The 25965-nt window shown below is 57.3% G+C and carries 26 protein-coding genes; 16 read left to right on the forward strand and 10 right to left on the reverse strand.

Going from position 1 to position 25965, the window contains the following annotated elements:
• Positions 1 to 1161, reverse strand: a complete 1161-nt coding sequence (gene metB / locus D8B20_RS16725; RefSeq protein WP_145890068.1) for a cystathionine gamma-synthase — start codon at positions 1159 to 1161, stop codon at positions 1 to 3.
• Positions 1162 to 1438: 277 nt separating this feature from the next.
• Between metB and metJ the strand changes: the two genes are divergently transcribed.
• Positions 1439 to 1756, forward strand: a complete 318-nt coding sequence (gene metJ / locus D8B20_RS16730) for a met regulon transcriptional regulator MetJ (protein ID WP_145890070.1) — start codon at positions 1439 to 1441, stop codon at positions 1754 to 1756.
• Between the two features lie 77 nt (positions 1757 to 1833).
• On the opposite strand, the gene rpmE is transcribed toward metJ, so the two are convergent.
• Entirely contained in the window at positions 1834 to 2049 is a 216-nt protein-coding gene (rpmE, locus tag D8B20_RS16735; RefSeq protein WP_145890072.1) for a 50S ribosomal protein L31, read from the reverse strand.
• Between the two features lie 272 nt (positions 2050 to 2321).
• On the opposite strand from rpmE, the gene priA reads away from it, so the two are divergent.
• The 6 genes from priA to rraA all read left to right on the forward strand — a co-directional run bounded on the left by priA (position 2322) and on the right by rraA (position 9556).
• Positions 2322 to 4520, forward strand: a complete 2199-nt coding sequence (gene priA, locus D8B20_RS16740; protein ID WP_145890073.1) for a primosomal protein N' — start codon at positions 2322 to 2324, stop codon at positions 4518 to 4520.
• Between the two features lie 167 nt (positions 4521 to 4687).
• Positions 4688 to 5725 carry a DNA-binding transcriptional regulator CytR gene (gene cytR / locus D8B20_RS16745; protein WP_145890075.1) on the forward strand — a complete coding sequence of 346 codons (1038 nt, stop codon included), beginning with the start codon at positions 4688 to 4690 and terminating at the stop codon, positions 5723 to 5725.
• A 153-nt stretch (positions 5726 to 5878) separates the two neighbouring features.
• Positions 5879 to 6796, forward strand: a complete 918-nt coding sequence (gene ftsN / locus D8B20_RS16750) for a cell division protein FtsN (RefSeq protein ID WP_145890077.1) — start codon at positions 5879 to 5881, stop codon at positions 6794 to 6796.
• 244 nt (positions 6797 to 7040) lie between these two features.
• Positions 7041 to 7571: an ATP-dependent protease subunit HslV gene (gene hslV / locus D8B20_RS16755; RefSeq protein ID WP_145890079.1), complete on the forward strand. Its 531-nt coding sequence runs from the start codon at positions 7041 to 7043 to the stop codon at positions 7569 to 7571.
• A gap of 11 nt (positions 7572 to 7582) precedes the next feature.
• Positions 7583 to 8917, forward strand: coding sequence for an ATP-dependent protease ATPase subunit HslU (hslU, locus tag D8B20_RS16760; protein ID WP_145890081.1), 1335 nt, complete (start codon positions 7583 to 7585; stop codon positions 8915 to 8917).
• A 153-nt stretch (positions 8918 to 9070) separates the two neighbouring features.
• The gene (rraA, locus tag D8B20_RS16765) at positions 9071 to 9556 is read left to right on the forward strand and encodes a ribonuclease E activity regulator RraA (protein ID WP_145890082.1); all 486 of its coding nucleotides are present in this window, start codon (positions 9071 to 9073) and stop codon (positions 9554 to 9556) included.
• A 51-nt stretch (positions 9557 to 9607) separates the two neighbouring features.
• Here the strand turns inward: rraA and zapB are convergent, their stop codons facing one another.
• Positions 9608 to 9847: a cell division protein ZapB gene (gene zapB, locus D8B20_RS16770; protein ID WP_145890084.1), complete on the reverse strand. Its 240-nt coding sequence runs from the start codon at positions 9845 to 9847 to the stop codon at positions 9608 to 9610.
• 418 nt (positions 9848 to 10265) lie between these two features.
• Between zapB and D8B20_RS16775 the strand changes: the two genes are divergently transcribed.
• The 3 genes from D8B20_RS16775 (at position 10266) to glpX (ending at position 13760) form a co-directional block, all read left to right on the forward strand.
• On the forward strand, positions 10266 to 11114 hold the full coding sequence (locus D8B20_RS16775; protein ID WP_145890086.1) for an MIP/aquaporin family protein: 849 nt from the start codon (positions 10266 to 10268) through the stop codon (positions 11112 to 11114).
• Between the two features lie 29 nt (positions 11115 to 11143).
• Complete coding sequence (glpK, locus tag D8B20_RS16780) at positions 11144 to 12655, forward strand: glycerol kinase GlpK (RefSeq protein WP_145890088.1); 1512 nt, start codon at positions 11144 to 11146, stop codon at positions 12653 to 12655.
• A gap of 94 nt (positions 12656 to 12749) precedes the next feature.
• Complete coding sequence (gene glpX, locus D8B20_RS16785; RefSeq protein WP_145890090.1) at positions 12750 to 13760, forward strand: class II fructose-bisphosphatase; 1011 nt, start codon at positions 12750 to 12752, stop codon at positions 13758 to 13760.
• Here the strand turns inward: glpX and emrD are convergent.
• Positions 13750 to 14946: a multidrug efflux MFS transporter EmrD gene (emrD, locus tag D8B20_RS16790; RefSeq protein WP_145890092.1), complete on the reverse strand. Its 1197-nt coding sequence runs from the start codon at positions 14944 to 14946 to the stop codon at positions 13750 to 13752. The two genes, glpX and emrD, sit on opposite strands and share 11 nt — an antisense overlap.
• Before the next feature lie 291 nt (positions 14947 to 15237).
• Here emrD and fpr point away from each other — a divergent pair, with 291 nt between their 5' ends.
• The 3 genes from fpr (at position 15238) to tpiA (ending at position 17567) form a co-directional block, all read left to right on the forward strand.
• Positions 15238 to 15984: a ferredoxin--NADP(+) reductase gene (gene fpr / locus D8B20_RS16795; protein ID WP_145890094.1), complete on the forward strand. Its 747-nt coding sequence runs from the start codon at positions 15238 to 15240 to the stop codon at positions 15982 to 15984.
• A 103-nt stretch (positions 15985 to 16087) separates the two neighbouring features.
• Positions 16088 to 16678: a YiiQ family protein gene (locus tag D8B20_RS16800; RefSeq protein WP_145890096.1), complete on the forward strand. Its 591-nt coding sequence runs from the start codon at positions 16088 to 16090 to the stop codon at positions 16676 to 16678.
• Between the two features lie 121 nt (positions 16679 to 16799).
• Entirely contained in the window at positions 16800 to 17567 is a 768-nt protein-coding gene (gene tpiA / locus D8B20_RS16805; protein ID WP_145890098.1) for a triose-phosphate isomerase, read from the forward strand.
• Between the two features lie 49 nt (positions 17568 to 17616).
• Here the strand turns inward: tpiA and D8B20_RS16810 are convergent, their stop codons facing one another.
• From D8B20_RS16810 to cpxP, 5 genes are all read right to left on the reverse strand, one after another.
• A complete protein-coding gene (locus D8B20_RS16810; RefSeq protein WP_145890100.1) occupies positions 17617 to 18372 on the reverse strand; it encodes a CDP-diacylglycerol diphosphatase in 756 nt (251 codons plus the stop codon).
• A gap of 125 nt (positions 18373 to 18497) precedes the next feature.
• Positions 18498 to 19487: a sulfate ABC transporter substrate-binding protein gene (locus D8B20_RS16815; RefSeq protein ID WP_145890102.1), complete on the reverse strand. Its 990-nt coding sequence runs from the start codon at positions 19485 to 19487 to the stop codon at positions 18498 to 18500.
• 145 nt (positions 19488 to 19632) lie between these two features.
• Positions 19633 to 20595, reverse strand: coding sequence for a 6-phosphofructokinase (gene pfkA, locus D8B20_RS16820; RefSeq protein ID WP_145890104.1), 963 nt, complete (start codon positions 20593 to 20595; stop codon positions 19633 to 19635).
• Between the two features lie 206 nt (positions 20596 to 20801).
• Entirely contained in the window at positions 20802 to 21704 is a 903-nt protein-coding gene (fieF, locus tag D8B20_RS16825) for a CDF family cation-efflux transporter FieF (RefSeq protein WP_145890106.1), read from the reverse strand.
• 195 nt (positions 21705 to 21899) lie between these two features.
• The gene (gene cpxP, locus D8B20_RS16830; protein WP_145890108.1) at positions 21900 to 22412 is read right to left on the reverse strand and encodes a cell-envelope stress modulator CpxP; all 513 of its coding nucleotides are present in this window, start codon (positions 22410 to 22412) and stop codon (positions 21900 to 21902) included.
• Between the two features lie 150 nt (positions 22413 to 22562).
• On the opposite strand from cpxP, the gene cpxR reads away from it, so the two are divergent.
• Genes cpxR through trmL form a run of 3 tightly spaced genes read left to right on the forward strand, consistent with a single transcriptional unit; the run spans position 22563 to position 25142 of the window.
• The gene (cpxR, locus tag D8B20_RS16835; RefSeq protein ID WP_145890110.1) at positions 22563 to 23261 is read left to right on the forward strand and encodes an envelope stress response regulator transcription factor CpxR; all 699 of its coding nucleotides are present in this window, start codon (positions 22563 to 22565) and stop codon (positions 23259 to 23261) included.
• Positions 23258 to 24634 carry an envelope stress sensor histidine kinase CpxA gene (gene cpxA / locus D8B20_RS16840; protein ID WP_145890112.1) on the forward strand — a complete coding sequence of 459 codons (1377 nt, stop codon included), beginning with the start codon at positions 23258 to 23260 and terminating at the stop codon, positions 24632 to 24634. Before cpxR ends, cpxA begins: the two co-directional genes overlap by 4 nt.
• Positions 24635 to 24668: 34 nt before the next feature.
• Complete coding sequence (gene trmL, locus D8B20_RS16845; protein ID WP_145890115.1) at positions 24669 to 25142, forward strand: tRNA (uridine(34)/cytosine(34)/5-carboxymethylaminomethyluridine(34)-2'-O)-methyltransferase TrmL; 474 nt, start codon at positions 24669 to 24671, stop codon at positions 25140 to 25142.
• Here the strand turns inward: trmL and cysE are convergent.
• Positions 25139 to 25954, reverse strand: coding sequence for a serine O-acetyltransferase (cysE, locus tag D8B20_RS16850; protein ID WP_145890117.1), 816 nt, complete (start codon positions 25952 to 25954; stop codon positions 25139 to 25141). The genes trmL and cysE overlap by 4 nt on opposite strands.
• Positions 25955 to 25965 lie beyond the last annotated feature (11 nt).

Below are 25965 nucleotides of genomic sequence, written 5' to 3' on the forward strand. Positions count from 1 at the left end.
TTACCCCTCGGCTGCGATCCGGAATGCATTATCCAGGTCGGCGATTAAATCTTCGTGATCTTCAATACCCACTGAAACACGCAGCAGCGTTTCGGAAATGCCGGCTGCCGCGCGTGCTTCCGCCGACATACCGGCATGGGTCATGGTGGCGGTGTGCGAAATCAGGCTTTCCACGCCACCCAGCGACTCTGCCAGCGTGAACAGCTGCAGCGCTTTCAGGAAACGGCGCAGACGGGCTTCATCGGCGTCGAGCTCAAAACTTAACATTGCGCCAAAACCGCGCTGTTGACGTACCGCATATTCATGGCCGGCGTTTTCCGGCAGAGAAGGATGATACAGTTTTTTCACCAGCGGTTGTTGCTTCAGATAGTCCACAATTGCCAGCGCATTGCGCTGGGCTGCGGCCATGCGCGGTGCCAGCGTGCGCAGGCCGCGCAGCAGCAGATAGCTGTCAAACGCGGCGCCGGTGACACCAATATTGTTCGCCCACCAGGCCAGGTCCGTTGCCACGGCGGCATCTTTAGCAATCACCGTACCGGCCACGACATCAGAGTGACCATTCAGGTATTTGGTGCAGGAGTGAATGACTAAATCGGCGCCCAGCGCCAGCGGGTTCTGCAGCGCCGGGCTCAGGAAGGTGTTATCCACCACGCTGACGGCACCGGCTTCACGCGCCGCCTGGCAGATGCTGGCAATATCCACCACGCGCAGCAGCGGATTGCTGGGGCTTTCTATCAGCACCAGCCGGGGTTTTTCCGCCAGTGCCGCATCCAGTGCGGCGCGATCGCCCTGATCGACAAATTTCACCCGGTAAGCGCCGCGCTTGCTCAGGCTGTCAAACAACCGGTAGCTACCGCCGTAGCAGTCGTGCGGCGCGATCAGCAGATCGCCCGGCTTCAGGAACACGGTTGTCACCAGATGGATGGCGGACATGCCGGTATTGGTTAACACCGCACCCGCACCGCCTTCCAGTTCCGCCAGTGCACGCTGCACCACATCGCGCGTCGGATTACCGCGACGCGAGTAGTCATGGGCGCGTGGCGCATTGAAGTCGAGGAAGTTATAGGTGCTGGACAGATGGATGGGCGGGACAACGCAGCCATATTGCTCGTCATCATTCAGACCGCTGCGTACCGCGATGGTTGCCTGTTTACGCGTCATGGTGCTTACTGTTCCTGAAGTGAGCTAAGAAGTGGCAACAGGATAACATTCCGCAACTGGACGTCAATACATCTGGACATCTAAATGTCTTTGCGTATAGATTGAGCAAACCCGCAATAACCGCTAAAATTGTGCCTTAATCGCCTGGTGTTCAGCGCGCTTTCCGGAGAAGGCGGAGTGAAAGCATAAAACCGGCAGTTTAAGCGGTCAGGCAACAAAAAATCGGGCATAATCAACGGATTTTCCCCAGTTTAACGTTTATTGATTAAGGTAACCCATGGCTGAATGGAACGGCGAATATATCAGCCCTTACGCTGAACACGGTAAGAAGAGCGAGCAGGTCAAGAAGATCACAGTTTCTATCCCGCTGAAAGTGCTGAAAATTTTAACGGATGAGCGCACCCGCCGTCAGGTCAATAACCTGCGCCACGCGACGAATAGCGAGCTGCTGTGCGAAGCCTTTTTGCATGCTTTCACCGGGCAACCGCTGCCGGATGATGTGGATCTGCGTAAAGAACGCAGCGATGAGATTCCGGAAGAAGCGAAAAAGATCATGCGTGAGATGGGCATCGATCCCGACACCTGGGAATACTGAAGCCAGACATAAAAAAACCCAGCCGAGGCTGGGTTTTTTCTTGCTTCCGAATCGAGTCGATTCGACGGCAGATAATCTTATTTCTTGGTGCCCGGAATGGCGAAACGCTTGTTGAAGCGCTCAACACGACCACCGGTGTCAACCACGCGCTGCTTACCAGTGTAGAACGGGTGGCATTTGCCGCACACGTCCAGGTTCAGGTCGTGAGCCATGGTAGAACGGGTGTTGATCACGTTACCGCAAGAGCAAGTGATGGTCACTGCTTCGTATTTCGGGTGAATACCTTGTTTCATGGGAGAACCTCATAAAAGGCCGTGTCGCTCTCCGTGCCAGGCGGACCTGCACAGCACCACACGCGGTGAATAAAATGTGTATGCTTTGACGAGCTATCTCATCAAAGGCGGCATAGTATACAGAATATGCACGCCCCGATCAAATCACCGCAGCATTTCCTGCCCATACCTGACGCGGCACGCCGGCAGGGATGCCACCGCCGGAGGTATGACGCCGGCGAAGTGAGCGTGTACACTACTTCACCCCTTTTTGAAACCGGATAGAGATCGACATGCCCGTTGTTCAGGTTGCCCTGCCCGTTCCGCTGCCCCGCCTGTTTGATTACCTGCTGCCTGCTGATGCGCCGCAGCCGGTGGCTGGCGCGCGCGTGAGCGTACCCTTTGGTAACCGCAAAATGACTGGCATCGTTGTAGCGCTGCGTGAAACCAGCGATCTGCCGCTCACGCAGCTCAAAGCGATTGAGGCACTGCTGGACGATCGCAGCCTGTTCTCCCCCGCGCTGTGGCGCATCCTCAACTGGGCCGCGAAGTACTATCACTCGCCGCTGGGCGAAGTGCTGAGCCATGCGCTGCCGGTGCTGCTGCGGCAGGGTAAACCGGCCCAGGCGGCGCCGCTCTGGCAGTGGGTGGTGAATGACGCCGGGCGGGAAGTGGCGCTTGATAGCCTGAAACGCGCGCCCAAACAGCAGCAGGCGCTGGCGGCGTTACGCCAGCAGCCGCTGTATCGTCATCAGGTCAGCGAGCAGGACCTGACCGACGCTGCGCTGCAGGCACTTCGCGCGAAAGGGCTGTGCGACCTGCGTGAGCATGCGCCGCAGCAGTACGACTGGCGCAGCAGCTTTGCCGTAAAAGGCGAACGGCTGCGGCTCAATACCGATCAGGCGATGGCAGTCGGGGCGATTCGCAGCGAGGACGATCATTACGCCGCGTGGCTGCTGGCGGGTATTACCGGCTCGGGCAAAACCGAAGTCTATCTCAGCGTGCTGGAAAACGTACTGGCACGCGGCAAACAGGCGCTGGTGCTGGTGCCGGAAATCGGCCTGACGCCGCAAACCATCGCGCGCTTCCGCGAACGCTTCGACGCGCCGGTGGATGTGCTGCACTCCGCGCTGAACGACAGCGAGCGCCTGGCGGTGTGGCTGCGCGCGCGCAGTGGTGAGACGGCGATAGTGATCGGCACGCGCTCTGCGCTGTTTACACCGCTGGCGCGGCCGGGCGTCATCATTATTGATGAAGAGCACGACAGCTCGTATAAACAGCAGGAGGGCTGGCGTTATCAGGCGCGCGATCTGGCGGTGTTCCGGGCGCATGAGGAGAACATCCCGATTGTAATGGGCTCCGCCACGCCAGCGCTGGAGACGCTGCACAATGTGCGTGCCGGCAAATACCGTCAGCTCAATCTGACGAAACGTGCCGGTAATGCAAAACCTGCCTTGCAGCAGCTGATTGATCTGAAAGGCCAGCCGTTAAAAGGTGGCCTGGCACCGGCGCTGCTGGGCAAAATGCGTCAGCATCTGCAGGCGGATAATCAGGTGCTGCTGTTTCTCAACCGGCGCGGTTTCTCGCCAGCACTGATGTGCCACGATTGCGGCTGGCTGGCCGAGTGCCAGCGCTGTGACAGCTATTACACCCTTCACCAGCAGCATCGTCAGCTGCGCTGTCACCATTGCGACAGCCAGCGGCCGCTGCCGCACCAGTGTCCGGGCTGCGGCTCTACCCATCTGATGCCGGTCGGCGTGGGCACCGAGCAGCTGGAACAGCAGCTTGGCACGCTATTTCCCGGCGTGCCGGTGTCGCGCATTGACCGCGATACCACCAGCCGTAAAGGCGCGCTGGAGCAACATCTGGCTGACGTGCATCGCGGCGGCGCGCGCATTCTGGTCGGCACCCAGATGCTGGCGAAAGGGCATCACTTTCCTGATGTGACGCTGGTATCGCTGCTGGATGTCGATGGCGCGCTGTTTTCTGCCGATTTCCGGGCCGCCGAACGCTTCGCTCAGCTTTATACGCAGGTGGCCGGACGCGCCGGACGCGCCGGAAAACAGGGCGAAGTACTGCTACAGACGCACCATCCGGAACATCCGCTGCTGCAAACGCTGCTGCACCGGGGCTATTTTGCGTTTGCCGATCAGACGCTGCTGGAACGTCAGGCGGTGCAGCTTCCACCGTGGACCAGCCATGCGCTGTTTCGCGCTGAGGACCTGGATAATGTGCAGGCCGCAGCGTTTCTCACTCAGCTGCGCAATCTGCTGGAAGCCAGCCCGGTAAAAGACGCGGCAATGTGGCTGATGGGGCCGGTGCCCGCACTGGCACCGAAGCGCAGCGGCCGCTGGCGCTGGCAGCTGCTGCTGCAGCACCCGTCACGCAAGCGACTGCAAACGCTGCTGGAAGGATCTTTGCCGCTGATCGCCACGCTGCCTGCTGCGCGTAAGGTGAAATGGACGCTGGATATCGACCCCACCGAGAGCTGAGCCGCACGACATCTGCGAGACAGATCGAAAAAAGTCGCACAAGTCACAATTTTTATGCAAATTAGGTAACAACCTCACCCGGCGTTGGGTTAACAATAGTGCCCGGCCTGGCTGAAGCCGGGTCATCTCAGGAAATCAATGCGCTGTACCGCGTCAGGAGTCATACGTTGGACCAGAAGCAATCCCCCTCTGCCGCCACCATGAAAGACGTGGCTGAGAAAGCCGGCGTCTCAACCGCCACCGTTTCCCGCGCGCTGATGAATCCGGAAAAGGTCTCTGCCGCCACCCGACAGAAGGTTGAACAGGCGGTAACAGCGGTGGGCTATGCGCCGCATGGACTGGCGCGCAATGCGAAACGCGGAGAGACGCAGACCATTCTGGTGATAGTGCCGGACATCTGCGATCCCTTTTTCAGCGAAATCATTCGCGGCGTGGAAGTGACCGCTGCGCAGGAAGGCTATCTGGTGCTGATTGGTGACTGCGCGCATCAGGATCAGCAGGAGAAAACCTTTCTGAACCTGATGCTGACGCGCCAGATTGACGGCATGGTGCTGCTGGGTTCACAGCTGCCGTTTGACGCCGGGATTGAAGACCAGCGTAATCTGCCGCCGATGGTGATGGGCAATGAGTTCGCCCCGGAAATGGCGCTGCCCACGGTGCATATCGACAACCTGACCGCGGCCTTTGAGGCGGTGAATCATCTGCTGCAGTTGGGTCACCGACAGATCGCCTGTATCACCGGGCCGGAGCAGGTACCGCTCAGCCAGTATCGTCTGCAGGGCTATATTCAGGCGCTGCGCCGCAGCAACATCGCCATTGAACCCCGCTTTATTGTGCATGGTGATTTTACCTTTGAAGCAGGGGCCAGCGCGCTGAAACAGCTGATGAGCCTGCCACAACCGCCCAAAGCCCTGTTCTGCCACAGCGACCTGATGGCGCTGGGCGCCATTAATCAGGCGCGCAAACTGGGGCTGCGCGTGCCGCAGGACCTTTCGGTGGTGGGCTTTGATGATATCGAACTGGCGCAGTATTACGATCCACCGCTGACCACCGTCGCCCAGCCGCGCTTTGACATTGGCCGCGAGGCCATGCTGCTGCTGCTGGATGAATTGCAGGGCAAGCGGGTAAACAGCGGTTCACGTCTGCTGGACGCAGAATTGCGCGTGCGTGGCAGTACGGCACCGGCAGCAAAACGTGAAAAATAAGACGTGAAACCGTGCATTTTCAGCAGATTCTGAAGGCAGACTCTGCTGGTCAAAGTTCCAGCCCTTGAGTAACATGACGCATTCCTTGCCGGGCACCATTCACATCCCATTTACACGCCCAGTGGCATTTTTTTGAAGGGTATCAGAACGAAAGTGGCACAGAGAGATTACGTAGGCCGCGGGCGTTCAACAGGGACGCGTCGCAAAAAACCCGCAGGCCGCAGCAAGAAAAGCAAAGGCAGCTCCGGCACGTCAAAGCTGATGATCGTACTGGCTGCGGCGGTACTGGTCACCTTTGCCGGTGGTTTATGGTTCATCTCGCATCATAAAAAAGAAGAGACAACGGTTATTCCGAATCATAAAGCCAACGGCAACGGTCTTCCGCCTAAGCCGGAGGAGCGCTGGAAATACATTAAAGAGCTGGAAAACCGTCAGGTGACCGTGCCCTCGCCAACAGAGCCTTCTGCCGGCGGAGAGATCAAGTCACAAACCCAGCTGACCGATGAACAGCGCCAGCTGCTGGAGCAGATGCAGGCAGATATGCGTCAGCAGCCCACCCAGCTGAATGAAGTGCCGTGGAATGAACAGACGCCGGCCCAGCGCCAGCAGACACTGCAGCGGCAGCAGCAGGCTCAGCAACAGCAGCAGCAATTGCAGCGGCAACAGCAGTTACAGCAGCAGCAGTGGCAGCGCCAGCAACAGCAGTTACAGCAGCAGCAGCGTCAGCAGCAGTTGCAGCAACAGCAGGCGGCCCGTCAGCAGCAGGCTGCGCCCGTGACCCGCGAGCCGGTACAGCAGACGAAGCCACAGGAAACGGCGAAAGCCAAACCTGAAGAGAAAGCCATTTCCCAGCGCTGGATGGTGCAGTGCGGTTCATTCAAGGGCAGCGATCAGGCAGAATCGGTGCGCGCCGGTCTGGCATTTGAAGGCTTCGAAAGCCGCATTACCACCGGCGGCGGCTGGAATCGGGTGGTTATCGGGCCCTTTAAGGATCGCAGCAGCGCAGACAGCACCGTGAAACGGCTGCACAGCTCCGGCCACAGCAGCTGTATTCCGCTCGCCCTGCCCTGAATAATCTGAAAACCGCTTTTGCCGCGAGGAAACGCCAGACGTGATGAACGTCTGGCGTTTTGCTTTGTGTCGCCCGCAGCCCGCAGGTGGCGCGGGCTGCAGGGTCAGGGCGCACAATGTTGCCGGGGAAAGGAAGTCTGATGCCGAAGGGTTGAAACTGTTTAATCCCGCCCCATATCTGGTTGCATGTTACTCCGCGCCGGGTGCGCAGAGTCTTTTTTCCACTGTAACAAGGGGTCTGCCCGTGACAACAATAGTAAGTGTACGACGCAACGGCCGGGTCGTGATTGGCGGTGATGGCCAGGCGACGCTCGGCAATACCGTGATGAAAGGCAACGTGAAAAAGGTGCGTCGTCTTTACAACGACAAAGTGATCGCCGGCTTTGCTGGCGGCACCGCAGATGCCTTCACCCTGTTTGAATTGTTTGAGCGCAAGCTGGAGATGCATCAGGGTCACCTGGTTAAAGCCGCGGTTGAGCTGGCTAAAGACTGGCGGACTGACCGCATGCTGCGTCGTCTGGAAGCCCTGCTGGCAGTAGCGGATGAAAACTCCTCGCTGATCATCAGCGGTAACGGCGACGTGATTCAGCCGGAAAATGACCTGATTGCGATTGGTTCAGGCGGGCCTTACGCCCAGGCAGCGGCACGTGCGCTGCTGGAAAACACCGAAATGGGCGCGCACGACATCGTCGAGAAAGCGCTGAACATTGCAGGTGATATCTGCATCTATACCAACCACAACATTAATTACGAAGAATTGCCGTCCAGGGCGTAAGGATCAAAACCATGTCTGAGATGACTCCACGCGAGATTGTCAGCGAACTTAACCGCTTTATCATCGGCCAGGACGGCGCCAAGAAAGCAGTGGCGATCGCCCTGCGTAACCGCTGGCGTCGTATGCAGCTGGATGAAGAGCTGCGTCATGAAGTGACGCCAAAAAATATCCTGATGATTGGCCCGACCGGTGTCGGTAAAACCGAAATTGCCCGTCGCCTGGCGAAACTGGCCAATGCGCCTTTCATCAAAGTGGAAGCCACCAAGTTCACTGAAGTGGGCTACGTCGGTAAAGAAGTGGATTCCATTATTCGTGACCTGACGGATTCCGCCATCAAAATGGTGCGCAGTCAGGCTATCGAAAAAAACAAATACCGCGCGGAAGAGATGGCGGAAGACCGCATCCTTGATGTGCTGATCCCACCGGCGAAAAACAACTGGGGCCAGCCAGAGCAGAGCGCTGAACCTTCTGCCGCGCGCCAGTCGTTCCGCAAAAAGCTGCGTGAAGGCCAGCTGGACGATAAAGAGATTGAGATCGATCTGGCGGTGTCGGCACCGGGCGTGGAAATCATGGCGCCTCCGGGCATGGAAGAGATGACCAGCCAGCTGCAGTCGATGTTTCAGAACCTGGGCGGCCAGAAGCAGAAGCCGCGCAAGCTGAAGATCAAAGATGCCATGAAGCTGCTGATCGAAGAAGAAGCCGCGAAGCTGGTGAATCCGGAAGAACTGAAGCAGGACGCCATCGACGCCGTTGAGCAGCACGGTATCGTGTTCATCGACGAAATTGACAAAATCTGTAAGCGCGGCGGCCAGTCATCCGGTCCGGACGTTTCGCGTGAAGGCGTCCAGCGCGACCTGCTGCCGCTGGTGGAAGGCTGCACGGTTTCAACCAAGCATGGCATGGTGAAAACCGACCACATTCTGTTTATCGCTTCCGGTGCTTTCCAGGTGGCCAGCCCGTCGGATCTGATTCCGGAGCTGCAGGGTCGTCTGCCGATTCGCGTTGAGCTGCAGGCGCTGACCGTCAACGATTTCGAGCGTATCCTCACCGAGCCTAACGCGTCGGTCACCGTGCAGTACAAAGCGCTGATGGGCACAGAGGGCGTTAACGTTGAGTTCACCGAAGACGGTATTCGTCGTATCGCAGAAGCCGCATGGCAGGTTAACGAAACCACCGAAAACATCGGTGCGCGTCGTCTGCACACCGTGCTGGAGCGTCTGATGGAAGATATCTCCTATGACGCCAGCGATCGTCACGGCGAGTCCATCACCATCGACGCAGAATACGTGGGTAAACATCTGGATGTGCTGGTGGCCGACGAAGACCTCAGCCGCTTCATCCTGTAATCCCGCTGTCTGGATTCACTGCCCGGCCTGTATGCCGGGCATTTTTTTGCGCAGGATATTGATGCAGCGCTTTTTTTGACCGCTGATGATTTTGCCAACAATCGCCAGATAGCGATATACTTACCGCTCCTGTGGCAAACAGACGACATCCCTATGAAATACGATACATCTGAACTCTGTGACATCTACCATGAAGAAGTGAATGTTGTAGAACCGCTTTTTTCTAACTTTGGTGGTCGCACCTCATTCGGTGGTCAAATTACCACAGTGAAATGTTTTGAAGACAACGGCCTGCTCTACGATCTGCTGGAAGAGAACGGCCGGGGTCGGGTGCTGCTGGTGGACGGTGGTGGCTCGGTGCGCCGTGCGCTGGTTGATGCCCAGCTGGCCCGTCTGGCGGCACAAAATGAATGGGAAGGCATTGTGGTTTACGGCTCCGTGCGTCAGGTCGACGAACTGGAAGAGCTGGAGATTGGGATTCAGGCGATTGCCGCGATTCCGGTCGGTGCCGCAGGTGAAGGCATTGGCGAAAGCGATGTCCGCGTTAATTTTGGCGGCGTGACCTTCTTCTCCGGCGATCATCTTTATGCTGACAACACCGGGATCATCCTCTCGGAAGACGCCCTCGACCTCGAATAAACCGCGTACAAAAACGGGTGCCGCGGCACCCGTCAGTTTAAGCGCACGGGCTTAAACTTCTTCCATTTTTCCCAGCAGTGCCCGCAGGCGCTCCTGCCATACGTGCTGCTCTTCTTTCAGATGCTGATTCTCACGCGCCAGCGCTTCGTGGTTGCCGGAGGCCTGGCTCACTTCGTTCTTCAGCGTATTGTTCTGCTCTTTCAGCTCTTCAATTTCCATTTGCAGCAGAGTGATGGTATCAATCGCCTGCTGTACTTTCGCTTCCAGTTTCTCGAATACTTCAAATGACATCTTTCTGACCTCTCCTAAATCTTGCAAGGCGTTGATGGTGCTGGATGTGCCTTAACGCGGTGCGTCCAGCCACGATGTTCCGATTGTATGTAGCCAAACCCGGCAAGTCCAGCAGCACAAGGCCTGCACGGGCAGTCTGTAACACTTTTCAGTTAATGCTTAATAAAACGCTCATCTTCGCGCATTTTGCGCGCGATCACAGGAGTGGTGCGGGGAAAAGCCGGCCTGATGGGCCTTAAAGGAAGGCAAAAGACGCGAAAACGCGCATTTTTATGACGGACCACACAGAATTTAATTTCGCTATTTCTCGTTTATGCTCGTTAACGATAAATTCACATCACCCCTACATAAGAGCTGGGCGACTCAAGGATTGAGAACAAAAACTGATAAAATTTAACCTCGCTTCAGGAATCCCATTATGAGTCAGACAACGAACACACTAACAGGTCAGTGCATCGCCGAGTTTCTCGGTACCGGGTTGATCATCTTTTTTGGTGCGGGCTGTGTGGCTGCACTGAAACTGGCCGGCGCCGCATTCGGTCAGTGGGAAATTTGTATCATCTGGGGTCTCGCCGTTTCGATGGCGGTCTATCTGAGTGCGGGCGTCTCAGGCGCGCACCTCAACCCGGCCGTCACCATCGCGCTGTGCCTGTTCGCTAACTTCGAAGGCCGCAAAGTTCTTCCGTACATTCTGGCACAGGTTGCCGGCGCATTCTGTGCCGCAGCGCTGGTCTACGGCCTTTACTACAATTTGTTCTTTGACTACGAAGCGGGCCACCAGATGGTGCGCGGTAGCGTGCAAAGTCTTGATCTGGCTGGTATCTTCTCGACTTACCCTAACCCGCATATCACGGTTGCTCAGGCATTCCTGGTCGAAATGGTGATCACGGCGGTGCTGATGGCCGTCATCATGGCGCTGACCGATGATGGCAACGGTGTGCCACGCGGCCCGCTGGCACCGCTGCTGATTGGCCTGCTGGTGGCGGTTATTGGCGGTTCAATGGGTCCGCTGACCGGCTTCGCCCTGAACCCGGCGCGTGACTTCGGACCAAAACTGTTTGCCTTCCTGGCTGGCTGGGGTGACGTGGCCTTTACCGGAGGTAAAGATATTCCTTACTTCCTGGTACCGATTTTTGGCCCGCTGGTCGGTGCCTGCCTCGGTGCCTTTGGTTACCGTGCCCTGATTGGTCGTCACCTGCCGATCAACGTCGCGGCAACAATTAAAACAGAAAAACCGGTCGCCCGCGCTGAGCAGCGTAAAGCGTAAGTTTCATCGTTAATCATCAGGAAACCATAATGACTACGACAGATAAAAAATACATTGTCGCGCTCGATCAGGGCACAACCAGCTCCCGTGCGGTGGTGCTTGATCATGACGCTAACATCGTGGCGGTCTCACAGCGTGAATTCACCCAGATCTACCCGAAAGCGGGCTGGGTTGAGCATGACCCGATGGATATCTGGGCCTCACAGAGCTCAACCCTGGTAGAAGTGCTGGCGCATGCCGATATCAGCTCCGATCAGATCGCGGCCATCGGTATCACTAACCAGCGTGAAACGGCTATCGTCTGGGACAAAGAGACAGGTAAACCGATTTATAACGCCATTGTCTGGCAGGATCCGCGCACCGCCGATTACTGTAACAAGCTGAAAAAAGAGGGGCTGGAAGAGTATATCCAGCACACGACCGGTCTGGTCATTAACCCTTACTTCTCCGGCACCAAAGTGAAGTGGATTCTGGATCACGTAGAAGGCGCACGCGAGCGCGCTAAACGCGGTGAGCTGCTGTTCGGCACCGTGGACACCTGGCTGATCTGGAAAATGACGCAGGGGCGCGTGCACGTCACTGATCACACCAACGCCTCCCGTACCATGATGTACAACATTCACAAGCTGGAGTGGGATGCGCGCATGCTGGAGATTCTGGATATTCCGCGCGAAATGCTGCCGGAAGTGAAAGGCTCTTCAGAAGTGTATGGCCAGACCAACATCGGCGGTAAAGGCGGTACGCGTATTCCGATCGCCGGTATCGCCGGTGATCAGCAGGCCGCGCTCTATGGTCAGCTGTGTGTCCAGCCGGGTATGGCGAAAAACACCTATGGCACCGGCTGCTTCATGCTGATGAACACCGGTACCGAAGCGGTGACCTCCACCCATGGTCTGCTCACCACTATCGCCTGCGGCCCGCGCGGCGAAGTGAACTATGCGCTGGAAGGGGCGGTATTCATCGGCGGTGCCTCCATTCAGTGGCTGCGTGACGAGATGAAGCTGATCAATGACTCAACCGATTCTGAGTACTTTGCACTGAAGGTAAAAGACACTAACGGCGTCTACATGGTGCCAGCCTTTACCGGCCTTGGCGCACCTTACTGGGACCCGTATGCCCGCGGTGCCATTTTTGGCCTGACCCGCGGTGCCAACGCCAACCACATTATCCGCGCCACGCTGGAATCCATTGCTTACCAGACGCGTGACGTGCTGGAAGCCATGCAGAATGATGCCGGCACCCGCCTGCAATCACTGCGTGTGGATGGGGGTGCCGTTGCCAACAACTTCCTGATGCAGTTCCAGTCCGACATTCTGGGTACGCGCGTTGAGCGTCCGGAAGTGCGTGAAGTGACAGCACTGGGTGCCGCTTATCTGGCCGGCCTGGCCGTCGGTTTCTGGAACGATTTGGAAGAGCTGCGGGAAAAAGCCGTGGTGGAGCGCGAGTTCCGTCCGGGCATTGAAACCACGGAGCGCAACATGCGTTATGCCGGCTGGAAAAAAGCGGTGGCGCGTGCGCAGGCGTGGGAAGAAGAAGAGTAACCTCCTGCTGACCCGCGGCGTCCTGCCGCGGGTTTTTTCCGCCCTTCTCCCCGCTGTGCTACACTGCCCGCCTGTTTTTTGTCAGGTGCAGACCATGAAACGAGAACTCGCGATTGAATTTTCCCGTGTGACCGAAGCCGCTGCCTTAGCGGGCTATCACTGGTTAGGACGCGGCGACAAAAATGCGGCTGACGGCGCGGCCGTGAACGCCATGCGCATTATGCTCAACACCATTGATATCGATGGCCGCATCGTGATCGGCGAAGGCGAAATCGACGAAGCCCCGATGCTGTATATCGGCGAAAAAGTGGGCAGCGGTCGCGGCGACGCCGTCGACATCGCCGTAGACCCGATTGAGGGCACACGCATGACGGCGCTGGGCCAGGCAAACGCGCTGGCGGTGCTGGCGGTGGGCGATAAAGGCAGTTTCCTGCACGCACCTGATATGTATATGGAAAAGCTGATTGTCGGGCCCGGCGCGCGCGGGGCCATTGATCTCACCCTGCCGCTGGAAGCCAATCTGAAAAACATTGCCGCGGCGCTGGATAAGCCGCTCAGTCAGCTCACCGTCTCGATCCTGGCGAAACCGCGCCACGACGCAGTTATTGCGCAGTTGCAGCAGCTGGGTGTACGGGTGTTTGCTTTTCCGGATGGGGATGTGGCCGCCTCCATTCTGACCTGCATGCCAGACAGCGAAGTGGATGTGCTGTACGGTATCGGCGGCGCGCCGGAAGGGGTGGTGTCCGCCGCGGTGATTCGCGCGATGGATGGCGATATGCAGGCACGCCTGCTGGCACGTCATGAGGTCAAAGGCGACAGCGCAGAGAACCGCCGTCTTGGCGAACAGGAGCTACAGCGCTGTGCGGAGATGGGCATTACCGCAGGCGCGGTGCTGACGCTCAGTGAGATGGCGCGCAATGATAACGTTATTTTTGCCGCCACCGGCATCACCACCGGCGATCTGCTGAAAGGCATTACCCGCAAAGGCAATATAGCAACCAGCGAAACGCTGCTGGTGCGCGGTAAATCGCGCACCATCCGGCGCATTCAGTCCATTCACTATCTGGACCGCAAAGACGCCGCGCTGCATCCGTTTATCCTGTAACCGTCTGCTTGCCGCTCTCCGGATGGCGTGAGAGCGGCCACCAGCACAGCAACATAACCAGCGCTGTCACGAACATCAGCATGCCAAGACTGGACTGATCGTGCTGCGGCAGCAGCGCTGACAGCCACGCCACCACGCCGGACCCCAGATTCTGTAAGCCGCCAATCAGCGCGCCGGCGCTGCCCGCCAGCCAGGCATAAGGCTCCATCGCACCGGACGTCGCCAGCGGAAACAGCATGCCCGCGCCAAAGAAAAACAGTGCGGCTGGCACCAGCAGCGTCCAGATATTCATCACACCAAACCACGCCGGAACCCACATCAGTAAGCCCGCCAGCAGACAGCTGTTCACGCCATACCACATCAGCGTGTGCCAGGAACGTTGCTCACGGCCGGCAAACCATGCGCCAAAAAACGCCGCCGGAATGGGCAGAATAAACAGGATACTGACCGTCAGGCCATCAAGGCCGAGCACGCCGCCCAGCAGCACGCCGCAGCTGGCTTCAAATACCGCGATACCTGCCAGCGCGCCCACCAGCAGCAGCAGATAGCGGACAAAATTGCCGTCGCTCAGCAGGGTGGCATAACGGCGTAAAAATGGCGTAGCAGGGGTTTCCGGCGGACGGGTTTCCGGCAGCCAGCTCGCCATGGACGCTGTCACGCTCAGGCACAGCAGCAGCAGGAAGGCGAAGCAGGCGTGCCAGCCAATCAGATGCGTCAGCAGCGCGCCAATCACCGGTGCCAACAGCGGGCTCACCAGAATCCCCATATTCAGCAGGCTGTTGGCCTGGCGCAGCGCAATGCCGGAATAGAGATCGCGCGGCATGGTGCGCGCCATCACCCCGGCCACCCCGGTGCCCAGTCCCTGCACCGCGCTGGCCAGTACCAGCACCTGCAGCGAAGGGGCGAAGATAGCGATCGTTGCGCCACAGGCAAAGATCGCCATCCCGGCGAGGATCACCGGCCGACGGCCGAGACTATCGGAGAGCGGGCCATAGATCAGCTGCGATCCACCGTACGTCATCAGGTACGCCGCCATCACCTGCTGCATGGCTCCGCTGCGCACATTCAGCGCTTCCGCCATATCGGCCATGGCCGGCACATAAATGGTCTGTGCCATCTGGCCGACGGCCACCAGCACAATCAGCATGAACAGTAAGAAACGATTTTGCATGTTACTTTTTGCCATGGAACAAAATGTCTGCCTGAGAAACAAAGTAAAGACAGCACTAAAAAAGGCTGTCCGGGAGTTATGGCGGCAAAAGTATCAGGAATTCATGACAAAGCGAGGGGTGTCCGCAACGTGCAGGTGCATGCGGCCGTCAAGCTTCTGTACCAGCGTGTAAAGTGACCGCTACAGTTGTTGATCTGTGCGCGGGATTTGACGCAGAGAGCGCTTTCGCCGGCCCGGGACTGGCGTTCCGGTAAACGGCTGACGATGATAGTGACATGCCCGACTTATCAATAATCAGGAGCAATCATGGCAGAGTGGGTCAATGCGGAAGTGAAAGAGGTAAAAAACTGGACCGATGCGCTGTTCAGCCTGCGCGTCACCGCGCCAATCGATCCTTTTATCGCCGGACAGTTTGCTAAGCTGGCGCTGGAAATTGATGGCGAACGCGTACAGCGCGCCTACTCCTATGTGAATGCCCCGCAGGATGAGCTGCTGGAGTTTTATCTGGTCACCGTGCCGGAAGGCAAACTCAGCCCGCGTTTACATGCCCTGCAACCGGGCGACTCACTCATGATCACCAAAGAAGCCTCCGGATTTTTTGTCATTGATGAGATCCCGGATTGCCAGACGTTATGGATGCTGGCCACCGGCACGGCCATCGGGCCCTATCTGTCGATTCTTCAGCAGGGTGAGGGACTGGCGCGTTTTGACAATATTGTGCTGGTGCATGCCGCGCGCTATGCCAGTGATTTGAGTTTCCTGCCGCTGATGCAGCAGCTGCAGCAGCGCTACCGCGGTAAACTGCATCTGCAGACCGTGGTCAGCCGGGAGGAGATGGCCGGTTCGCTGCACGGTCGCGTTCCGCAGCTGATTGAAAGCGGTGAGCTGGAGCGGGCGGTGGGTCTGCCGCTGACCGCCGAAACCAGCCACGTGATGCTGTGCGGCAACCCGCAAATGGTGCGCGACACCCAGCAACTGCTGAAAGATACGCGCGATATGCGCAAGCATTTCAAACGGAAGCCGGGCCACATGACCAGTGAACACTACTGGTAATCGCCGCGCGTAAAAAACGCCGGTTTTCCCGGCGCGGGTTTTGACTTTCGCCGGTAAAAACCGTTTTAATCGTGGGCTAAGTGAATGATTCAGGGCCATAGCAATGAAGAACCTGCCAGTCGCGCTGCTGCTCAGCTTCGCACTGACACTGCCCGCCTGGGCAGAAGAGGCAACCGGGCAGGATCGCAGCGAACACCTGCCTGCAGCACCGTATCTGCTGGCGGGTGCGCCTACCTTTGACATGACCATCGCGCAGTTTCGCGAGAAGTACAATGCTGCCAACCCTGACCTGCCGCTGCCGGAGTACCGCGCCATCGATAATCGCGATGACAAAAGTCACCTGACGCGAGCGGCCAGCAAAATCAGCGAGACGCTGTATGCCTCGACGGCGCTGGAGCAGGGCACCGGTAAAATCAAAACGCTGCAGATCACCTGGCTGCCGGTGCCCGGACCGGATATGAAAGCCGCGCAGACGCGCGCCATGGCGTATATGAACGCCCTGCTGCGCTTCTTTATCCCGGGCCTGTCGGCGGAAGATGGCCGGCAAAAACTGGACGCGCTGCTCAGCGCCGGAAAAGGCGCACGCTATTTTGCCCGTACGGAAGGGGCGCTGCGCTTTGTGGTGGCCGATAACGGCGACAAGGGGCTGACCTTTGCCGTTGAACCTATCAAGCTGGCGCTCGCTAACCCCTGATCTCACCGGCAAAAATGACGAAAAGCAAAGCCAGCGACACGTTTGATCTCTATACTGTCTGGCAGACATCGCTGCCCCGATGGCAGCGCTATTTCATGAATCGCGTTATGCGGAGGAAAGAATGCGACATCCACTGGTTATGGGTAACTGGAAACTGAATGGCAGCAAGCAGATGACCGGCGAGCTGATTGAAGGTCTGCGTACTGCACTGTCGGGTGTGGACGGGTGCGGCGTTGCTATTGCCCCGCCAGCTATCTATCTGGATCAGGCGAAGCATGCCATTTCCGGCAGCCATATCGCGCTGGGTGCGCAGAACGTCGACGTTAACCTCTCTGGCGCCTTCACCGGCGAAACCTCAGCTGACATGCTGAAGGATATCGGCGCAAAATACATCATTATCGGCCACTCTGAGCGTCGTACTTACCACAAAGAGAGCGATGAGTTCATTGCGAAAAAGTTTGCCGTGCTGAAAGCAGCGGGTCTGGTACCGGTGCTGTGCATTGGTGAAACCGAAGCGGAAAACGAAGCCGGTCAAACCGAAGAAGTGTGCGCCCGTCAGATTGACGCCGTGCTGGAAACCCAGGGCGCAGCGGCTTTTGAAGGCGCGGTCATTGCCTACGAGCCCGTCTGGGCGATCGGTACCGGTAAATCCGCAACGCCAGCCCAGGCACAGGCGGTGCACAAATTTATTCGCGATCACATCGCGAAGAAAGATGCAGCCATTGCAGAACAGGTCATCATTCAGTACGGCGGTTCGGTGAACGATAAAAACGCCGCTGAGCTGTTCACCCAGCCGGACATCGATGGTGCGCTGGTGGGCGGAGCGTCACTGAAAGCGGACGCTTTCGCGGTCATCGTCAAAGCGGCAGCGGCGGCGAAAAACGCCTGAGTTGAGATGCAGAATAAGGCGGCCACTGCGCCGCCTTTTTTATTGCCGGTTATGGCTGCACGATCTCACAGCGATGATCCTGCAGCTCTTCCGCCGAGCCTCTGTTCAGTTTCAGCCAGTTACGTTCCAGCGCCAGTAATGCCAGGCGGCCATCCGGTAGCTGCGCCAGCGCCAGACCATATTTGCCCATTTCGCTGCGCGCGTGGGGAATCTCCAGCGCCAGACGGATAAACACGCTCTGCTGTGCCAGCTGCGCCGTGGAGAGCGTGCGGATAAGGTAGCGATGCTGCAGGAGTGTGGCAGGTTGCCACTGCTCGCTTAGCGTGGGTGACAGCGCGTCAAGCTGCCGGCGGACATCGGGCCGCAGGCAGGAGATATGAATGTGCAGCTGGTTTTGCGTGCGCCCGTATTGTGCGTTGATCACCAGCGACACCGCGCGCTCGTCCACCGGCGCGCCATGCTGCCGGGACAGCAATTCGCGCTGTTGCCAGGCAGCGGCAAACAGGTTTGGCGTGGCGGGATCAAGCAGGATCGGACTTTCCATGCCGGTGATTTTTTCGATCGGCATCAGCAGGTATTGCAGCGGTCCGTTGATGTCCTTAAGCGTGACGTAACCCTGCGCCAGATTGACCTGCTGGCAGGGTGCCGGACGCCCGTGCTGCCGCATATCCGGTACGCATTTTTCATTGATAATTTGCCACAGCGCATCGGCATTTTTATGGAAGTGCACCGCAGCCGCCATCAGACCCCCGATGGCGATCACCAGCACCAGACACAGCCATCTGAGCGGACGACTTCCCTGCATAGCAGGCTCCTCTGTTTTACCTGTCGGTATCCTTACCCGCGTATCGCTGAAAGTCACGGCTTTTTCAGCCACACAACGCAAAACGGCCAGCGCGTAGCTGACCGTTTTATCCTGCACAGAGACCGTTACGGTTTCATGATCTGATCGTAACTGCCGCCGTCTGCAAAGTGCGCTTTTTGCGCTTTCGCCCAGCCGCCAAACTTCTCATCAATGGTAAACAGCTTCACCGGTGCAAAGGTGCTGGCAAACTTCTTCGCCACTTCTGCATCGCGTGGGCGGTAGTAATTCTGCGCGGCGATCGTCTGCCCTTCCGGCGAATAGAGATATTTCAGATAGGCTTCTGCGACGCTGCGCGTCCCCTGCTCGTCCACCACTTTATCCACCACGGAAACCGTTGGCTCAGCCAGGATCGATTCGCCCGGCGTCACGATTTCAAACTTGTCTTTACCCAGTTTATCAACGGCCAGATAGGCTTCGTTTTCCCACGCGATTAACACATCACCAATGCCGCGCTCCACGAAGGTGTTGGTCGCGCCGCGCGCACCGGAATCCTGTACTTCCACGTTTTTGAACAGCGCTTTAACGTACGCCTGCGCTTTGGCCTGATCGCCGTGATTCTGATCCAGCGCCCAGCCCCACGCCGCCAGGTAGTTCCAGCGCGCACCGCCTGAGGTTTTCGGGTTAGGCGTAATCACGGAAACGCCGGGCTTGATTAAATCGGACCAGTCATGAATGCCTTTCGGGTTGCCTTTGCGCACCAGAAACACGATGGTGGAGGTATAAGGTGCCGAGTTATCCGGCAGACGTTTAATCCAGTTTTTATCGATACGACCGCGGTCTGCAATGGCGTCCACATCGGACTGCAGCGCCAGCGTCACCACGTCAGCACGAATGCCGTTAATGACTGACGTCGCCTGTTTGCCTGAACCCCCGTGTGACTGACGGATCACGACGTTATCGCCGGTTTCCTGCTTGTAGTGCGCGCTGAATGCTTTGTTGTACTGCTCGTACAGCTCACGGGTTGGATCATAAGAGACGTTCAGCAGCTGGATATCCTTTGCCAGCACGCTGGTTGAGGCCAGTAACAGGGTGACGCCAATACTCCACTTGTTCATTGCTTACTCTCCCGAGGTCGTTATGCGTCAAGACTGACACAAAGCAATTCACAGCTTAAAGAATTAAAAATAAGCGTTTATAACTATGGGGAATATAGCAAATAATAAAAAGGCGCGAACGGTGTCGCGCCTGTGCCGGCAGGAATCAGTAGAGTTTTTTGGCGGTATCCAGCCAGTCGCGTTTAAACGGACGCTTCATGTTTTCAATGGCATCAATGATGTCATGGTGCACCATCTTCTCGTTCTGGATGCCGACGCAGCGGCCGCCATAACCCTGCAGCAGCAGCTCAATGGAGTAAGCCCCCATGCGCGAAGCGAGGATACGATCGTAAGCACAGGGCGCGCCGCCGCGCTGAATGTGTCCCAGCACCGTTGCGCGGGTTTCGCGTTTGGTCTCGGTTTCGATGAAGCGGGCCAGATCGTCGATATCACAAATGTGCTCGGTAATCGCTACGATGGCATGTTTTTTACCTTTGGCGATGCCAGCTTTGATCTCGGCGACCAGCTCTTCGCGGGTGTAAGGAATTTCAGGCAGCACGATGAATTCACAGCCACCGGCAATCGCCGCGGCTAAGGTCAGATCGCCGCAGTAACGGCCCATCACTTCCACAATCGAGATACGCTGATGTGAAGAGGATGTGTCGCGCAGGCGGTCAATGGCTTCCACCACGGTTTCCAGCGCGGTGAAATACCCGATGGTGTAATCGGTGCCCGCGACGTCGTTATCAATGGTGCCTGGCAGGCCAATGCAGGGAAAGCCCATTTCAGTCAGGCGCTTGGCCCCCATATACGAGCCGTCACCGCCGATCACCACCAGCGCATCGATACCGCGCTTTTTCATGTTTTCAATCGCAACCTGGCGCACTTCTTCATTGCGAAACTCCGGAAAACGCGCAGAGCCAAGGAAGGTGCCACCGCGGTTGATCATGTCTGAAACGCTGTAGCGGTCGAGATTGATCATCCGATCTTCATACAAACCCAGATAGCCGTCATAAATACCAAATACTTCAAGGCCTTCACTCAGCGCGGAACGGACAACTCCGCGAATGGCTGCGTTCATGCCGGGGGCGTCGCCGCCGCTGGTCAGTACTCCGATTTTTTTGATCATGACAACCTCTGGATTGTTCAAAACTAAGGATTATTCCTGCCTGTCGACCGGTGTGGACCAGCTCGCGATCGCACGGCTTAATAGTTGCAGATAGTATATCAAAGGCTTGATGCTGAATTGATTCAGGTCAGACAAGTTTTCGCTAATTTTTTACAAAGTTGTTAGTAATTCGTCACTTACCTTCACAATTCACTGATTTATAAGCGCTAAAACTGAAAAAAACCCTGCTGATTCTCTGGCACGGCAGAACAGGGGTCCTGATGAATAATCACGTCCGCGCCGGGAAATTTCTGCCTCAGTGCCTGTTCGATTCTGTCGGCCACCTGATGCGCCTGTACCAGCGCCAGATGGTCATCCATCTCCAGATGCAGCTGGATAAAACGTGTCGGGCCTGACTGGCGCGTGCGTAACGCATGCGCCCCGCGCACGCCTGGCCATTGACTGACCAGGGTGATAATCGCCTGTTTTTCATGCTCTGGCAAAGCGCGGTCAAGCAGCGACTGCACTGCTTCATACCCCATGCGCAGCGCGTTATAGAGAATGTAAACACCTATCCCCAGCGCGAACAGCGCATCTGCGCGCACAAACCCATAGCTGCTTAAGCTGAGCGAGACCAGGATCGCCCCGTTCATCACCACATCAGACTGATAGTGCAGCATATCGGCGCGAATCGCCTGACTGCGGGTGCGCCGTACCACCCAGCGCTGAAAAGCCACCAGTATCAGGGTAGATATCAGCGCCACGACGGTCACGACAATACCGACCAGCGGCGCCCGTAAGGTCTCCGGTGAGGCCAGATGCTGGATGCCGGTAAGAAACAGAAACAGTGCCGAACCTGAGATAAACATGCTTTGCGCCAGCGCGGCCAGCGATTCCGCTTTGCCGTGCCCGAAGGTATGGTCATCATCGGCGGGCTGCAGGGAATAGCGCACCACCAGCAGGTTAGTGAGCGAGGCGGCAACATCCACCAGCGAATCCACCAGCGCCGCAAGGACGCTGACCGAACCGGTATACCACCAGGCAAAAATCTTAACAATAAGCAGCAGCGTCGCCAGCGTTGTGGCCGCCAGCGCCGCATGATTAACCAGCTTTGCGTAGGAAGGTTCCATGCCTTGCCTCTTCTGGCAACACGCGAGACGTGTGCGCCGGGTTCAGAGTGAATGACATCAGTTTAACATCGCCTTGCCGGATAGAGGATGACAGAGCAGAGGCCATTGTGCAGGAAAAACAGTCAAAAAAAACCCCGCCATCATGGCGGGGAAGACAGGGATGGTGTCTATGGCAAGGAAAACAGGGATACTATGTTACTGGTTACTGCTGGTACTACTCACTGCATGCAGCGGTGATGAGGGCTGCAATCCTGCGACACGACGCGCTTCCTTCAGGCGCCGCTCAAAATTCTTCTGCAATGTGGCTTGCTGCGACGGGCTTAACAGGTGGTACATCTGGTTCCGCACCCGGGCCATCTCAACCTGCAATTCAACCTGTGCTTTGGCCTGCTTCTCTGCCTGCTGCCGCACGGCGTTTTCATTAAACTGGTCCGCCGTCTCAAGGTCATGCAGGGTTTCAATATCCTGTACGCTCACGACCGGGCGTTCATGGCGCGCTTGCTGCATCAGGTCACGCATTTGTTGCCGCTGTTGTTCAGTCAGCTCAATACCATCGAACATGTGGCTTTGCGGATTTTGCGTCATACTGCCTGACGTCAATCCGCCGTTCTGATGCATCTCGTCAATCGTCGTCGTGTCTGCTGCTTCTGCGCTGGCCTGACTGAGAACCATCGCTGAGGCAATGACGACGGCGGTTAAGTAGCGCATCGTTTACTCCCGGTTCTTTCCATTTTGCGATTCAACGAGAGCCAGTGTACGGCGATAGCTGCAAACATCCGTCAGGGGGTGTAAAACTACGTAAAGCGTTGGATTGCAAGTCATGGAACACGGTATTTTGCCTGCGGAGGGCACTAAAAAATGAATAAAATCCTGTTGGTTGATGATGACCGCGAATTAACTTCGCTGCTTAAAGAACTGCTTGAAATGGAAGGTTTTGAGGTGATTGTGGCCAGCGATGGCGAGCAGGCGCTCAACCTGCTGGACAGCACCGTGGATTTGCTTTTGCTTGACGTTATGATGCCGAAAAAGAACGGTATCGACACCTTAAAAGAGCTGCGACAGCAGCATCAGACACCGGTGATTATGCTTACCGCACGCGGCAGCGAGCTGGATCGCGTGCTGGGGCTGGAGCTGGGGGCAGATGACTACCTGCCGAAGCCGTTCAACGATCGTGAACTGGTGGCGCGCATCCGCGCGATTCTGCGCCGCTCTAGCTGGAGCGAGCAGCAACAGCAGCACGACAACAGCTCACCGACACTGGAAGTGGATTGCCTGCGCCTAAACCCGGGTCGCCAGGAAGCCAGCTTTGATAACGAAACGCTGGATCTCACCGGCACCGAATTCACCCTGCTCTATCTGCTGGCACAGCATTTAGGCCAGGTGGTATCCCGTGAGCATCTGAGTCAGGAAGTGCTGGGCAAACGCCTGACGCCGTTTGACCGCGCTATCGATATGCACATCTCAAACCTGCGCCGTAAATTGCCGGAACGTCGTGATGGTCACCCATGGTTTAAAACCCTGCGCGGACGCGGTTATCTGATGGTTTCGGCATCATGATAGGCAGTCTGACCACCCGCATCTTCGCCATCTTCTGGCTCACGCTGGCGCTGGTGTTGATGCTGGTATTAATGGTGCCCAAGCTCGATTCGCGTCAGATGACGTCACTGATGGAGAGCGAACAGCGTCAGGGCACCATGATTGAACAACACGTTGAGGCCGAACTGTCGCAGGATCCGCCAAACGATTTAATGTGGTGGCGCCGTCTGTTCCGCGCTATCGACAAATGGGCGCCGCCAGGCCAGCGTCTGCTGCTGGTCACCAGTGAAGGCCGGGTGATTGGCGCACAGCACAACGAAATGCAGGTGATCCGTAACTTTATCGGCCAGTCTGATAACGCCGATCATCCGCAAAAGAAAAAATATGGCCGCGTAGAGATGGTGGGGCCGTTCGCGGTGCGCGATGGTGAAGACAATTACCAGCTCTATCTGATTCGCCCCGCCACTAGCTCGCAGCTTGATTTTGTTAACCTGCTGTTTGACCGTCCGCTGCTGCTGCTGATTGTCACCATGCTGATCAGCTCGCCTTTATTGCTCTGGCTGGCGTGGAGTCTGGCACGCCCGGCACGCAAGCTGAAATATGCGGCGGATGAGGTTGCCAGCGGCAATCTGCGTCAGCACCCGGAACTGGAGTCAGGGCCGCAGGAGTTTCTGGCAGCCGGTTCGAGCTTCAACCAGATGGTCAGCGCGCTTGAACGTATGATGACGGCCCAGCAGCGCCTGCTGTCTGATATCAGCCACGAACTGCGCACCCCGCTGACGCGCCTGCAGCTGGCAACCGCGCTGCTGCGTCGCCGTCACGGTGAAGGCAAAGAGCTGGAACGCATCGAAACCGAGGCACAGCGTCTGGACGGCATGATCAATGACCTGCTGGTGCTCTCCCGTACGCAGCATAAAAATGCGCTGGTCAGTGAAGCGATGAAAGCGAATCAGCTGTGGAACGGCGTACTGGAAGATGCGCGGTTTGAGGCGGAACAGATGGGTAAAACCATGGATGTGCCTTACCCGCCGGGCCCGTGGCCGCTGTACGGTAATCCGCATGCCCTGGAGAGCGCGCTGGAAAACATTGTGCGTAATGCGCTGCGTTATTCGCACACTCACATCAGCGTGAGCTTCGCGGTGGATATTGAGGGCATCACCGTGCACGTTGACGACGATGGTCCGGGCGTCAGTCCGGAAGACCGTGAGCAGATTTTCCGTCCGTTCTACCGTACGGATGAAGCGCGCGATCGTGAATCCGGCGGCACAGGTCTGGGTCTGGCGATTGTCGAAACCGCAGTGCAGCAGCATCGCGGCTGGGTTAAAGCCGACGACAGCCCGCTGGGTGGCCTGCGCCTGACGCTGTGGCTGCCGCTGTACTCCGCCCGCCAATAATTGCTATGCTTCGGCCCTCGTTTCCGGGGGCCTTATGCTGAATATCGTTTTATTTGAACCTGAAATCCCGCCAAATACCGGCAATATTATTCGCCTGTGTGCGAACACCGGTTTTCATCTGCACCTGATCGAGCCACTGGGTTTTGCCTGGGATGATAAACGGCTGCGTCGCGCCGGGCTGGATTATCATGAATACACCTCGCTGAAAAAGCACGCCAGCTATCAGGCATTTCTGGCAGCAGAAACGCCGCAACGGCTGTTTGCCCTGACGACTAAAGGCACACCCGCACACAGCGCGGTCAGCTATCAGCCGGGCGACTATCTGCTGTTTGGTCCGGAAAGCCGCGGGCTGCCGGCCGACATTCTTGATGCGCTGCCTGCGGAACAGAAAATCCGCATCCCGATGCGGGCGGAAAGCCGCAGCATGAACCTGTCAAATGCGGTCTCGGTGGTGGTGTATGAAGCGTGGCGCCAGCTTGATTACGCTGGCGCAATGATCAAAGGTTAAATGCCGTCGCCGTATTCGAATCCGGCACCGGTAAAGTGCTGATCCATATCCATGGACGGTTTGTCACTGGTTGGCTTGCCGACAATGCGCGCCGGCACACCTGCCGCAGTGGTATGGGGCGGCACCGGCTGCAGCACCACCGAACCGGCGCCGATTTTTGCCCCGCGCCCGACTTCGATATTGCCCAGAATCTTGGCCCCCGCACCAATCATCACGCCCTCGCGAATCTTGGGATGACGGTCGCCGCTGGTTTTTCCGGTACCGCCCAGCGTCACCGACTGCAGAATCGAAACATCGTTATCGACCACTGCGGTTTCGCCAATGACGATGCCGGTGGCATGGTCAAGCATAATGCCGCGGCCAATGCGCGCTGCCGGATGGATATCTACGGCAAACGAGACAGAAATTTCATTTTGCAGGTAAACGGCCAATGCCCGACGGCCTTCCTTCCACAGCCAGTGACCAATGCGGTAAGCCTGCAGGGCGTGGAAACCTTTGAGATAAAGCAGCGGCGTGGAGTATTTATCAACGGCCGGATCGCGCTGGCGCACCGCCTGAATATCGTAAGCAGCGGAGACAATCATCTCCGGATCCTGACGATACGCTTCTTCCACAATCTCACGTATCGCAATGGCAGGCATAATCGGGTTAGCCAGCTTGTTTGCCAGCATGTAGCTCAGCGCACTGCCGAGATTTTCATGCTTAAGTAATGTCGCGTGATAAAAACTGGCCAGCATCGGTTCACAATCGGCCAGCGCTCTGGCTTCAGCTTTGATATGGTTCCAGACCAGTTCTAACTCTTCAGACGACATTGCTGTTTGCT

The organism is Candidatus Pantoea soli, from assembly GCF_007833795.1.
Taxonomy (GTDB): domain Bacteria; phylum Pseudomonadota; class Gammaproteobacteria; order Enterobacterales; family Enterobacteriaceae; genus Pantoea; species Pantoea soli.